The organism is Pseudomonas sp. P4795 (assembly GCF_048822895.1).
Taxonomy (GTDB): domain Bacteria; phylum Pseudomonadota; class Gammaproteobacteria; order Pseudomonadales; family Pseudomonadaceae; genus Aquipseudomonas.
The window spans coordinates 24020-36273 of sequence record NZ_JBMFBT010000017.1; the positions used below are offsets into that span (position 1 = coordinate 24020).

The 12254-nt window shown below is 58.8% G+C and carries 15 protein-coding genes; 9 read left to right on the forward strand and 6 right to left on the reverse strand.

The annotated features are described in order from the left end of the window. Nucleotides 1–17: 17 nt before the first annotated feature. A complete protein-coding gene (locus tag ACOI8A_RS27660) occupies nt 18–296 on the forward strand; it encodes a DUF3509 domain-containing protein (protein WP_420650429.1) in 279 nt (92 codons plus the stop codon). Between the two features lie 80 nt (nt 297–376). On the opposite strand, the gene mtnC is transcribed toward ACOI8A_RS27660, so the two are convergent. The 5 genes from mtnC to aroC all read right to left on the reverse strand — a co-directional run bounded on the left by mtnC (nt 377) and on the right by aroC (nt 4598). Next, on the reverse strand, nt 377–1060 hold the full coding sequence (gene mtnC / locus ACOI8A_RS27665) for an acireductone synthase (protein WP_420650428.1): 684 nt from the start codon (nt 1058–1060) through the stop codon (nt 377–379). Nucleotides 1061–1064: 4 nt separating this feature from the next. Then, nucleotides 1065–1610: a 1,2-dihydroxy-3-keto-5-methylthiopentene dioxygenase gene (locus tag ACOI8A_RS27670; protein ID WP_420650427.1), complete on the reverse strand. Its 546-nt coding sequence runs from the start codon at nt 1608–1610 to the stop codon at nt 1065–1067. A 99-nt stretch (nt 1611–1709) separates the two neighbouring features. Next, entirely contained in the window at nt 1710–2330 is a 621-nt protein-coding gene (locus tag ACOI8A_RS27675) for a methylthioribulose 1-phosphate dehydratase (protein WP_420650426.1), read from the reverse strand. Then, nucleotides 2327–3472 carry an MFS transporter gene (locus tag ACOI8A_RS27680; protein ID WP_420650425.1) on the reverse strand — a complete coding sequence of 382 codons (1146 nt, stop codon included), beginning with the start codon at nt 3470–3472 and terminating at the stop codon, nt 2327–2329. Before ACOI8A_RS27680 ends, ACOI8A_RS27675 begins: the two co-directional genes overlap by 4 nt. A gap of 34 nt (nt 3473–3506) precedes the next feature. Next, nucleotides 3507–4598 carry a chorismate synthase gene (aroC, locus tag ACOI8A_RS27685; RefSeq protein ID WP_420650424.1) on the reverse strand — a complete coding sequence of 364 codons (1092 nt, stop codon included), beginning with the start codon at nt 4596–4598 and terminating at the stop codon, nt 3507–3509. A 129-nt stretch (nt 4599–4727) separates the two neighbouring features. Between aroC and ACOI8A_RS27690 the strand changes: the two genes are divergently transcribed. Further along, the gene (locus tag ACOI8A_RS27690) at nt 4728–5681 is read left to right on the forward strand and encodes an alpha/beta hydrolase (RefSeq protein ID WP_420650423.1); all 954 of its coding nucleotides are present in this window, start codon (nt 4728–4730) and stop codon (nt 5679–5681) included. Between the two features lie 99 nt (nt 5682–5780). Next, nucleotides 5781–6572, forward strand: a complete 792-nt coding sequence (locus tag ACOI8A_RS27695) for a hypothetical protein (protein WP_420650422.1) — start codon at nt 5781–5783, stop codon at nt 6570–6572. 138 nt (nt 6573–6710) lie between these two features. Here the strand turns inward: ACOI8A_RS27695 and prmB are convergent, their stop codons facing one another. Then, nucleotides 6711–7619, reverse strand: coding sequence for a 50S ribosomal protein L3 N(5)-glutamine methyltransferase (prmB, locus tag ACOI8A_RS27700; RefSeq protein ID WP_420650421.1), 909 nt, complete (start codon nt 7617–7619; stop codon nt 6711–6713). Between the two features lie 238 nt (nt 7620–7857). On the opposite strand from prmB, the gene ACOI8A_RS27705 reads away from it, so the two are divergent. The 6 genes from ACOI8A_RS27705 (at nt 7858) to ACOI8A_RS27730 (ending at nt 11885) form a co-directional block, all read left to right on the forward strand. Continuing rightward, nucleotides 7858–8448: a cysteine hydrolase family protein gene (locus tag ACOI8A_RS27705; protein ID WP_420650420.1), complete on the forward strand. Its 591-nt coding sequence runs from the start codon at nt 7858–7860 to the stop codon at nt 8446–8448. Between the two features lie 132 nt (nt 8449–8580). Further along, nucleotides 8581–8901, forward strand: coding sequence for a hypothetical protein (locus tag ACOI8A_RS27710; RefSeq protein WP_007914024.1), 321 nt, complete (start codon nt 8581–8583; stop codon nt 8899–8901). Between the two features lie 73 nt (nt 8902–8974). Next, nucleotides 8975–9532: a Smr/MutS family protein gene (locus ACOI8A_RS27715; protein ID WP_420650419.1), complete on the forward strand. Its 558-nt coding sequence runs from the start codon at nt 8975–8977 to the stop codon at nt 9530–9532. Nucleotides 9533–9704: 172 nt separating this feature from the next. Next, nucleotides 9705–10553 carry a sigma-70 family RNA polymerase sigma factor gene (locus ACOI8A_RS27720; protein WP_420650418.1) on the forward strand — a complete coding sequence of 283 codons (849 nt, stop codon included), beginning with the start codon at nt 9705–9707 and terminating at the stop codon, nt 10551–10553. Further along, nucleotides 10550–11251 carry an anti-sigma factor gene (locus ACOI8A_RS27725; RefSeq protein WP_420650417.1) on the forward strand — a complete coding sequence of 234 codons (702 nt, stop codon included), beginning with the start codon at nt 10550–10552 and terminating at the stop codon, nt 11249–11251. The genes ACOI8A_RS27720 and ACOI8A_RS27725 overlap by 4 nt, the downstream gene beginning before the upstream one ends. 73 nt (nt 11252–11324) lie before the next feature. Beyond that, the gene (locus ACOI8A_RS27730) at nt 11325–11885 is read left to right on the forward strand and encodes a fasciclin domain-containing protein (RefSeq protein ID WP_420651506.1); all 561 of its coding nucleotides are present in this window, start codon (nt 11325–11327) and stop codon (nt 11883–11885) included. Nucleotides 11886–12254: the final 369 nt, after the last annotated feature.

A 12254-nucleotide genomic window follows, 5' to 3' on the forward strand; every position in this document is an offset into this window, starting at 1 on the left:
ATACGGAGCTGAAAAACATGAGCCTGATTCAAGAAAAATTTACCTCGCTGTTCTCCAACTTCGACGTCACCACCGCGCCACGTCCTGATGGCGGGATTCTGTTGACCCTGCGCAGCGCCGACGGCAAGACGTTTAAACGTGCCCTGACTTATCAGCAGTTGCATGCCGGCGACCAACTGTCTTGGGCGATCAGCGCGATTCGTCGTGACTTGGCTGAACAAGCCAGCGAGCTGCCGCAAATCGCCATGCTGCAAAGCCAGCAGCGTTTTGCCCTGCCGACTTATCACTCGCTGTAATCAATTCGCTGTAAACAAACAGGCCGTGAAGTTTTCGCTTCACGGCCTGTTTTTTGTGCGCAGTGCTAAACCCTGTGGGACTAGAAAGCTTCCGGTTCGATCCCGGTGAAGCTATCGACCGTCACATGCCCTGCCAACTCCCCGCCTTCACGGGCCAGACCGCAGGTCTGCATACCCGCTGACTGAGCGGCATCCAGCTCTTCGACGATATCCGACAGAAACAGAATCTCCTGCGCTTCAACGCCAATCGCTCGCTGGATGTTGCTGTAAGACTGCGCCTCGCGCTTCGGCCCGGAGGTGGTGTCGAAGTAACCGCTGAACAGCGGCGTCAGATCGCCCGCTTCCGAGCAGCCGAAAATCAGCTTCTGCGCCTGGATCGAGCCGGACGAATACACAAACAGTTGATAACCGGCCTGATGCCAGCGCTGTAACGCTTCAACAGCGTCCGGGTAAACATGCCCCTGCAACTGCCCGGCCTGATAACCCTGCTTCCAGACCATGCCTTGCAATGCCTTGAGCGGCGTGGCTTTGCGATCTTCGGCGATCCAGCTCAGCAAGATTTCAACGACACGTTCAACGTCGGCCTGCGGCTCATTGCTGTCACGGCGCACGGCGTCCAATTGCTCGGCGACATCGGCACGCTCGGCGTTGTGGCGCACAAAGTCCGGCAGGTGTTTGGCCGCATACGGAAACAGCACATCGAACACAAAACTCACCGCGCTGGTGGTGCCTTCGATATCGGTGAGAATGACTTTGATCGACATTTACTCAGTCCTCTAGACGCGGGAAACGACCGGCGATGTCTTCGCCGGTGAATTTGGCAACCCAGCCGTCCGGGTTGTTAAACAGGCGGATCGCCACGAAGTGCGGATGCTCGCCCATGTCGAACCAGTGCTTCGTGCCGGCCGGAACCGAGATCAGATCGTTCTTCTCGCAGAGCACGGCGTACACGTAATCGTCGATGTGCAAGGTAAACAGGCCACGCCCGGCGACGAAAAATCGTACTTCGTCCTCGCCGTGCTGGTGTTCTTCGAGGAACTTGGCGCGCAGTTCGGCTTTTTGCGGGTGATCGCTGTTCAGGCTGATGACATCGACGGTGATGTAACCGCGTTCGGTCATCAGTTTATCGATCTGTTCTTTGTAAGCGCTGATCACTTCTTCCTGACTGGCGCCAGGCTGAATCTTCGCCGCGGCTTGCCAGCGGTCAAAGCGCACGCCCTGCTCGGCGAGCGTCGAGGCGATGTCTTCGTGATGGGTCAGCACCTTGTTCGGCACTTCAGGGCTGGAGATGTGATAAACGGACAGGCTGCTCATGGGGCGATTCCTCGGTAACGGCCGCGCCGTCCGGTTTGTGGTTACCGGTCGGGCGTAGCGCTGCATCAGGCGGTTGGCGACTTGGGTGCAAGTCTGCCGTTAACGGTTCAACAGGCTGCGGGTTTTCAACTCGCATTCAAACAAGAACTCAAAGGCCTCGATCTGCCGTAACGCATCGTTCATGCCTGCGCCCCAGGTGTAGAGGCCGTGGCCGCGAATCAGGTAACCGACGCAATCCGCATGGGCGTCGAGCCAAGGCTGCACCTTGGCGGCGAGGCGCGCAATGTCCTGATCGTTATCGAAGATAGGCACGCGCACCCGCGATTCGTGGGTCGAAATGCCGCTGAAGGCTTTTTGCAGTTCGTAGTCTTCGAACTCGATGAAATCTTCCGGAGTCAGGCGCGACAGCACCGTGGCATTCACCGAATGCGTGTGCAACACCGCACCGATCTCCGCGCGCCAGTTATAGAGCTGGGTGTGCAGCAGGGTTTCGGCAGACGGCTTTTTGCCCGGTTCCAGACTGTTGCCGGACATATCCGTAGCCAGCACGTCATCCAGGCCCAACTGACCTTTGTGTTTGCCAGAGACCGTCAGCAGCGCTTCGCTCGGCGACAGGCGCGTCGAATAGTTGCTGCTAGTGGCTGGCGACCAGCCGCGACCATAAAGAAAACGCCCGGCGTCGACGATTTGCCGGGCAAGCTGTTCACGCGTAAGGCTCATGGCCTGTCCTCTTGCATTCGGGTGGCAATGATAACGGCAGCGGCGAGCGCTGCGAGACTGGCAATACTAAAGGTCAATGTCGCGCCAAGGGCATTCCAGCTGTAGCCGGAATACAACGCGCCGAGCGCGCCGCCGGTGCCGGCCAGTGCCGCGTACAACGCTTGGCCCTGCCCTTGCTGACGCGCGCCGAAACTACGTTGCACGAACTGGATGGCAGCCGCATGAAAGCTGCCGAACGTGGCCGCGTGCAATACCTGAGCGAACAGCAATACCCAGAGGAATTCGGCGAACGAACCTAGCAGCAACCAGCGCAACGCTGCCAGCAGAAAACTCGCCATCAGCACCCGGCGTACCGAGAAGCGCGCAAGAATCCGGCTCATGGCCATGAACATCAGCACTTCGGCAACGACGCCGACCGCCCAGAGCATGCCGATCACGCCTCGCGTGTAGCCAAGTTTTTCCAGGTGCAAAGTCAGAAACGTGTAATACGGCCCGTGGCTCATTTGCATCAGCGCAACGCAGCCGTAAAACGCCAGTACGCCGGGAGTGCGCAGCTGTTTGAGAAAGCCATCACCGGTCGGTCGATCGCCCTGCACCGGTTGCGCGTTGGGCACCCACAAACTGCTGAGAACGATGCCGGCCATGATCAGCACCAGCGCCGCCGGGTAGATATCCAGGCTCAGCCATTCGAACAAGCGACCGAGCGCGACCACGGTGATGATGAAACCGATCGAACCCCACAGGCGAATCTGGCTGTAGCGCGAGGTCTGGCCTTGTAAATGCGCGAGCGTGATGACTTCGAATTGCGGCAACACCGCGTGCCAGAAGAACGCGTGCAGCGCCATGACCATCGCCAGCCACGCGTAGCTTTTGCTGACGAAGATCAGCGAGAAGGTCAGCAACGTGCACACCGCGCCGAAGCGCACAATGGCCAGGCGTTTGCCGGTGTAGTCACCGAGCCAGCCCCAGATGTTCGGCGCCACGCAGCGCATCAGCATCGGGATCGCCACCAGCTCGCCAATGCGTGCGGGGCTGAATCCGAGGTGATCGAAGTACAGCGCCAGAAACGGCGCTGTCGAACCGAGCAAGGCGAAATAGAACAGATAGAAACTGGACAGCCGCCAGTACGGGAGCGCCGCCACGCCGATCAGACTGCGGCGGCTTGCGGGTCAGCCATTAAAGCTGACCCAGCACCGGGGTGCTCACGCGCACGTCGGCGTTCTGGCCACGGTGACGCAGCAGGTGATCCATCAACACGATGGCCATCATCGCTTCGGCAATCGGTGTGGCGCGGATGCCGACGCACGGGTCGTGACGGCCTTTGGTGATCACATCCACCGGGTTGCCGTGGACGTCGATCGAACGGCCCGGCGTAGTGATGCTCGATGTTGGCTTCAGCGCCAGATGCGCAACGATTGGCTGACCGGACGAGATGCCGCCGAGAATGCCGCCAGCGTTGTTGCTGAGGAAACCTTCCGGGGTCATTTCATCGCGATGCTCGGTGCCACGCTGGGCAATGCAGGCGAAACCTGCGCCGATTTCCACGCCTTTGACGGCGTTGATGCTCATCAGCGCGTGGGCCAGTTCGGCGTCGAGGCGATCGAAAATCGGCTCGCCAAGACCCGGCATCACGCCTTCGGCTACCACGGTGATCTTCGCTCCGACCGAGTCCTGATCGCGGCGCAACTGGTCCATGTAGGCTTCCAGCTCCGGCACTTTGTCCGGGTCCGGGCTGAAGAACGCGTTGTCCTCCACCGAGTCCCAGGACTTGAACGGGATTTCAATCGGGCCGAGTTGGCTCATGTAACCGCGAATGACGATGCCCTGGCTGGCCAGATACTTCTTGGCAATCGCCCCGGCCGCTACGCGCATGGCGGTTTCCCGCGCCGAGCTGCGACCGCCGCCGCGGTAATCGCGCTCGCCGTATTTGTGGTGGTAGGTGTAGTCGGCGTGGGCCGGACGGAACAGATCCTTGATCGCCGAGTAATCCTTGGACTTCTGGTCGGTGTTGCGGATCAGCAGGCCGATCGAGCAGCCGGTGGTGCGGCCCTCGAACACGCCGGAAAGGATTTCGACTTCGTCGGCTTCCTGGCGCTGGGTGGTGTGGCGACTGGTGCCCGGCTTGCGGCGATCGAGGTCGCGCTGCAGGTCTTCGAGGGAAATCTCCAGGCCCGGCGGGCAGCCGTCGACAATGGCGACCAACGCCGGACCATGGCTCTCGCCCGCGGTGGTGACAGTGAACAACTTGCCATAGGTATTGCCGGACATGCAGGACGCTCCGTGAAATCAAACCTGATTCTTGATGCGCGCCAGTATACGCAGGCTAACCGAGTAGTTCATCCTCGAACCTTAGCGGTGTTGGTGAGTCCAACCGGCACCTTGGCGAATGATGGCGTGATGATGCTGCGAGTTTTGATATTGAGTCTTACCCTGTTTAGCGGCTTTGTTCAGGCGACTGTCCTGCAACGACCTATCACTTTGCCTACCGATGGCGGCGAACTTTTCGGCTCGCTGTTGCTGCCAAAGTCCGACACGCCTGTGCCCGTTGTCCTGATTCTGTCTGGCTCGGGTCCTACCGATCGCGACGGAAACAACCCGGACGGCGGACGCAATGACAGCCTCAAACGGCTGGCCTGGGTGCTGGCCAAACACAACATTGCCAGCGTGCGTTTCGACAAGCGCGGCGTGGCAGCGAGCCTGGCGGTGACCCCGGACGAGCGCAATCTGAGCATCGAAGCTTATGTGGCGGACGCCGTCGCCTGGGGCCAGAAGCTCAAGGCTGATCCGCGTTTCGGGCCGTTGATCGTGCTCGGCCACAGCGAAGGCGCGTTGATTGCCAGCCTCGCCGCGCCGAAAGTCGATGCAGCGGCAGTCATTTCTTTGTCCGGCAGCGCGCGGCCGGTTGATCAAGTGATCCGTCAGCAACTGTCGCAGCGCCTGCCGCCGCCACTGATGCTGCGCAGCAACGAATTGCTCGACAGCCTCAAGGCCGGGCGCACTGACGACAACGTGCCCGCACAATTGCAGGTGATTTTCCGTCCGAGCGTGCAGCCGTATCTGATCTCGCTGTTCCGTCAGGATCCGGCGGCAGCCTTCGCCCAACTGAAAATGCCGGCGCTGATCGTGCAGGGCAGCAACGACATTCAGGTGCAGGTCGATGACGCGAAACTGCTCAAAGTCGCCAAACCGGACGCCAGATTGGCGCTGATCGAAGGCATGAATCACGTGCTGCGCATCGTGCCCAATGATCTGAAGCGGCAATTGGCCTCCTATAAAGACCCGAATCTGCCACTGGCAGCGGAACTGGGTTCACAGATCCTCGACTTTATTGACGGAATTCGCACCCGTTAAGCACGGTTTCCCCTCCAGTCCTGCAGAAAACGGCCGATAAGCCTTTGTCGCCAGCGTACCGGCTGGCGACAAGCAGGGCTTGGACAGGATCTCGCCGTTATGACTGATACCCAGACTTCACCCGACACCACCGCTGAAAAAGACGCGCCGCCAGCGGTCGAGCTGCCGTGGGCGGACGTCCACGTCGAGCACCACAAAATGCTCCGTCTGGCGCCGCTGAAGACCGACCGCAACACCGGCGGACGGCCGCTGCGTTTCGTCGAATTCGGCTACGCCGAGCGCAACAGCAAAGAACAAAGCCTGATGCGCATGGCGATCAAGCTGCCCGGCCAGCGCGTGCGCAAGGAGCAGAATCTTCTGGATGTGTGGGTCGATCACAAGACCAAACGCGTGCATTTCGGCCCGGACAGCGGTTTGCAGATCGAACCGCTGAACCGTGGCATCGGCCGTTTCATGGCGGCTCAGGGCATCACTTGGGCCAAGAAACGCTGGCCCGCCTACACCGTCGACGGCATGGACCTGAACAACAAGGACGCGCTGAACGAAGACACCCGCCTGCGCCGCGATCACTTTCTGCGCGTGCATGGTTTTGACGTGGCGTATGCCGATGCGCAGCATTTGAAGGGCAGCGTCAAAGAGGCGCAGGTCGGTGATTTAGTTGGCGACTGGAACAGCGAAAAGCTGCAGATCGTCGAGATTCTCGAAGCTGCGCAGATGTTGCAGCAGGCCGAGCAGAATCTGGCAGAGCAGGAAGTAAAGCTGAAAGTGCAGGAAGACAAGGTCAGCAAGTTCAAGCGTGAAGACGCGGGTTTGCGTTTTACGATTACGTGTCTGGTGGCGTTTTCGGTGTTTCAGACGGGGTTGTTGATCTGGATTGCAACGCACCGCTGAAGGCTTGAGACCGAGGCGCCTCTATCGCGGGCAAGCCACGCTCCCACAGGATTCGAGTCGTATCCGAATGATGCGATACACACAAAACCTGTGGGAGCGGGCTTGGTCCGGGCGGCGTTCCGACGATGCTTTTAAGGGTTAAACGCGGGAAGCAAACAGCGCCTGATGATTGCGGCACTGTTCCGCCGTCAGCATGAACACGCCATGCCCGCCGCGCTGGAATTCCAGCCAGGCAAAATCCACTTCCGGGTACAGCGCATCAACGTGCACCTGGCTGTTGCCCACTTCGACAATCAGCAAACCCTTCTCGGTCAGATGATCCGCCGCTTCGGCGAGCATCCGGCGCACCAGGTTCAGACCGTCATCACCACAGGCCAGGCCCAGTTCCGGTTCGTGTTGATATTCGTCCGGCATGTCGGCGAAATCTTCCGCATCGACGTAGGGCGGGTTCGACACGATCAGGTCGAAACGCTGACCGGGCAAACCATCGAAACCATCGCCCTGCACCGTGTACACACGCTCATCGACGCCGTGACGCTCGATGTTCTGATTGGCCACTTCCAGCGCTTCGAACGACAGATCGGCCAACACCACTTCGGCATTCTGGAACTCGTAGGCGCAGGCGATACCGATGCACCCGGAGCCGGTGCACAGGTCGAGAATCCGCGCAGGCTCTTCACCAATCCACGGCGCAAAACGGTTTTCGATCAGCTCGCCGATTGGCGAACGCGGAATCAAAACGCGCTCATCGACGATGAATGACATACCGCAGAACCACGCCTCGCCCAGCAAATAAGCCGTCGGAATGCGCTCTTCGATACGACGCTTGAGCATGCGTTGCAGATTGACCAGTTCGTCCTCTTCCAGTGCGCAATCGAGGTAGCTGTCGGCAATTTCCCATGGCAGGTGCAACGCACCGAGGACCAACTGCCGGGCTTCGTCCCAGGCGTTGTCGGTGCCATGGCCGAAAAACAGATCCTCCCCATGGAAGCGGCTGACGGCCCAACGGATGTGGTCGCGCAGGGTACGAAGTCGGGAAGTGATCACGGGGCAGAACTCCAGAAAAAACGACTGGCGATTCTACCAGCCAAAACGCGCCACGACGACGCAGGAAAAAACCCGTGCGACCGTAGGACTCTTCGATTTTTTCCATCAGCTATTGAACAGAACGTGTAACTTGACAAGGCTGCAGGCCAACAACGACGGTGCCTACGATGGTAGCGATTCACAGAACCGCTCAGCCAGAGGACAATGTCGCAAAAGCCCCACCCCAAGGAGCCCCAGAATGTCCGTTCCAAAAACGATGTTTCAACTCAGCGGTCGCGGTTACGCAGCGGCCACGTTGAGCCATGCCACCGTGGTCATCATCGATGCCCAGAAAGAGTATCTCAGCGGCCCGCTGGCCCTGAGCGGCATGGACGCGGCGGTCGCGAACATCAAACAGATTGTCGCTGCGGCCCGCGCCGCCGGCCGGCCAATCGTGCATGTGCGCCACCTCGGCACTGTCGGCGGTCTGTTCGACCCGCAGGGCGAACGTGGCGAGTTCATCCCCGGCCTCGAGCCGCAGGGCGATGAAGCGATCATCGATAAACTGCTGCCGAGCGCATTCCACGGCACCGCCTTGCTGGAACGACTGCAGAATCTTGGATCGCTGGACCTGATCGTCTGCGGCTTCATGAGCCATTCCAGCGTCAGCACCACCGTGCGCGCGGCGAAGAACCTGGGTTTCCGCTGCACCCTGGTTGAAGACGCCTGCGCTACCCGTGACTTGCCGTTCAAGGGCCGCGTGCTCAGTGCCGAACAGGTTCAGGAAGCGGAAATGGCGATCATGGCGGACAACTTCGCCACGCTCGCGCTGACTCAGGATCTGGTCTGATCCAATCTTCGGTGAGCGGGCAAAACCGCCGCTCATCCGCAAAAGCCTCGCATTTGGCGCAATTGTCTTAGCCTCAGGAACAACCCGGTCAACTCCCGGTCGAAGGGCCGATACCCATTGAGGAAGGTCGGAATGAAGTTATCCGATGGATTTGACGCACGCCGCTTACGGCCCAAAGGCCAAAGCAACTGGCGTTTTCGATTTGGCGCGGCGATTGCTGCCATTCTGGCGACGTTCGGCGTGCTGCTGGCGATGGCCGGTGCCGCCAGCCTGCTGGGGCGCCCGCCTGCGCTTGGCGACTTGAACGCAACACCGATGGGTTCGGCGATCATTCTCGCGGTCGGCCTGTTGTTCCTGTATTTCGGCGTGGCGCTTTGGCGTCGCTGCCGGCGTCGCGCACGGCAATCGCGCGAACTGAACATGTCGCCACACCTGATGAAAAAACACGATTGAATAACGGCCTGGCTTTTTGCCGGGCCGTTTTGTGTCTACTTGGGTAAACTGGCCGCCCTTCGCGGAGGCTGACATGCAAGACGACGATTTTTCCCTGTTCAAAAACGAGCTGCGCGGCGTCAAGCCGATCAAACACGATCGCGCCGACACCGGCAAACCGAAGACCGATCGCGCCCAGATCGCCAAACTGCGTCAGTCGGCCACCGTGCGCACCGACAGCACGATCATTGACGGCTTGTCCGATCAGTTCGTGATCGACGTCGGCCCGGAAGACGAGTTGATGTGGGCGCGCGACGGGGTGCAGGAAAGCCAGATGCGCAAGCTCAAGATCGGCCAGATTCCGTTCGAAGGCAGCCTCGACCTGCACGGCATGAGCGTGGAAAAAGCTCGCGAAACCCTCTGGGCATTCCTCGCCGAAGCAACCAAATTCGAAATCCGCTGCGTGCGCGTCACCCACGGCAAGGCTGTGCGGCTGGACGGCAAGCGGCCGATGATAAAAAGCCACGTCAACACCTGGCTGCGCCAGCATGCACAAGTGCTCGGCTTTGCCTCGTGCCAGGCTAAACATGGTGGCGCCGGGGCGGTTTACGTGATGCTCAAACGCACGATGATGGAAGGTCGCGACGAATAACGTCGTTACATCGAACTTGCAGGGTTGTGTCCGCCACCGTACCCTTGCCCTTTGCGAAAATCCCCACAGGTAGTTTCATGTCCCTGGAACAGAATTACACCGCGATGTGTCGAGGTGTTCGGTATGTTATCAGGGGCAATAAAATCAAAGGGTTAGCTCCGAGAACAACCTGATGTTCCATACCAATACACGCTTACTGGTACGGAAATTGGTACGGGATCTGCGTCTACGAAACATCGAAAAAGCCCCCTCATCGTCAGTGACGACAAGGGGGCTTTTTCTTTATCGAAGACAGATCAGTGGACCTGGTAGAAAGTCCGCTTTCGGCCAAAAGAGGACCGCTACGCATCCTAACCGGATGTTGCGGCTGCGGGGCTTTATCTCGGGCTCCACGCTGAGCAAAAAGCAGACTACAGTTGCTGCAAGATCTGCAGGAGTCAATCATGTGACAAATAGACCGGGTACCAGTTGTCTCAGCGAGATCGAAACAGGTAGCAACGCGCAAAACGTCCTATTACAGGCCTGCGGCACGGGGAATCGTCTGGCCTTCGAGGCTCTGTACCGTACGACGTCGTCCAAGCTGTTTGGCATATGCCTGCACTATTTGGGCAATCGGGCAGAGGCAGAAGAAGTGCTGCAGGAGGTCTATACCAATGCGTGGCTCAAGGCGTCCAGCTTCAATCCGCAACTGGCCAGCGCCATTACCTGGCTAGCGACTATAGCCCGTCACAAGTCCATAGACAGGCGGAGATCTCAACATCAACATGAGCCAATCGAATACCACCAGGATTCGTCGGTAGGGGACACACTCACTGACACGGTCGAGCGGGAGTGCCAAGGGGCTCAAATAGAACGCTGCCTAGCGACACTGGAAGAAGACCAGCAGCGTTATATTCGCGTGGCATTTTTTGAGGGTTATTCATATGCCGAGTTAGCCAAACGCCACAGTATTCCGCTGGGCACCATCAAAAGCTGGATACGTCGCGGGCTTCTCCGATTGCGGATATGTCTTGGCCTATGAGCGAGAACAAATTGCCTCCAGAGAATGATCCGGACTTGTTGATCGCAGAGTACGTTTTAGGCGTACTGACCCGCGAAGAGAGTGAACACGTGCAAGCAATGGCAGCTCGCGATCCTCGTTACCAGACCGCTATCGCGGCGTGGCAGCAACACTTCGCCCATTGGCTCGACCAGGTACCCGAGGTCAGCCCGCCACCGGATACCTGGAAGAAGATCGAACAACAACTGTTTTCGAACGTCAGCAGCCAACCAGTACGCTCCAAGGGGAGGAGTGAACTCAGGATCTGGCGCTTGACGGCAGGGGCCCTAGCCGCCGCTCTGTTGGTGAGTGTCTTTATTATTTTTCAGCCATCCCGGCCGTCATCACCGCCGTTACTCGCCCGCCTGGAACAAAGCGACGGCAATACCCTGTTCGCAGTAACGATGCAGCCCAATGGCAGCGTCTTGTTCATACCCACCCGTACCGTCGACTGGCAGAACAACACCGCCCAGGCCTGGGTGATCGCTGCTGACGGCAAACCACGCTCGCTTGGCCTGTTGCCCACCAATGCGAGCGTGATGTTGACGCTCCCCGTTGATCTGGCCGCTGCGCTGACCACAGAAGCGGTACTTGCCGTATCCCTGGAGCCCCCGAACGGTTCCCCTACCGGGCTTCCGACCGGGCCGGTCATCGCCCAGGGCAAAATATCTTCGATGTGATGCATCCGATTCGGCGCTTGCCCCGTACATTGCTTACCTTCATCCGAAGGGCCGAAGAATTAGGAGACTCATCATGCTCACCTTTGCCCATCGCATCGCAGCAGCTTGCTTTACTGTCCTCTGCTTTGCCGCATCACCCGGCTTTGCCGCCGATACCGTCATGGTCGGTGGAGCGCCTATGTACCCGAACAAGACTATTGTGGAAAACGCCGCAAACTCGAAGGATCACACGACATTGGTGGCGGCGGTGAAAGCCGCCGATCTGGTCGACACGCTCAATAGCAAAGGCCCATTCACCGTATTTGCGCCAACCAATGAAGCGTTTGCCAAACTACCCGCCGGTACCGTCGATACCTTGGTCAAACCAGAACACAAAGCGGACCTGACCAAAATCCTGACCTATCACGTCGTGTCCGGTACCCATACCGCCAAGCAACTAATGGCCGAGGCCAAGATGCAAAACGGCAAAACGATGTTGAAAACGGTTCAGGGTGAATCCCTGACCGTAATGTTGCACGAGGGCAAGCTCTGGGTGATGGATGCAAAAGGCGGCAAGGCCGCAGTTACCATTGCCGATGTAATGCAGTCCAACGGTGTGATCCATGTGATCGATACGGTCCTAATGCCCAAATAGTGGTTTCGCTCTTGGCGGGCAAACGGGAAGTCCGCTGTGGGTCGTTTTCTGCCGTCTCGCGACGGGCAGAAAACGGCCATAAGCACTCATTGCGTGGACGCTGAATGGGGTGCGGTGTACATCTAAAATGATGCGGGTTCGAATCTCTCCTTCACCTCCACATTCAGTAAACGCAAACCCATGATTTTCCTAGAGAAAGTCATGTTTTTGTGGTTTTTGGCATCTGAAAAAAGGCCATATGGGACTGAGATGGGGCTGGAGCGCTATTTTGCTGCAGAAGATGGGGCTATGAGTGCGGATCTCGGCCCTCACTGCGGCCGCATGAGCTAGGCTTTGCGAACCCCTCATTTCCAGGATGGATCGCATGCC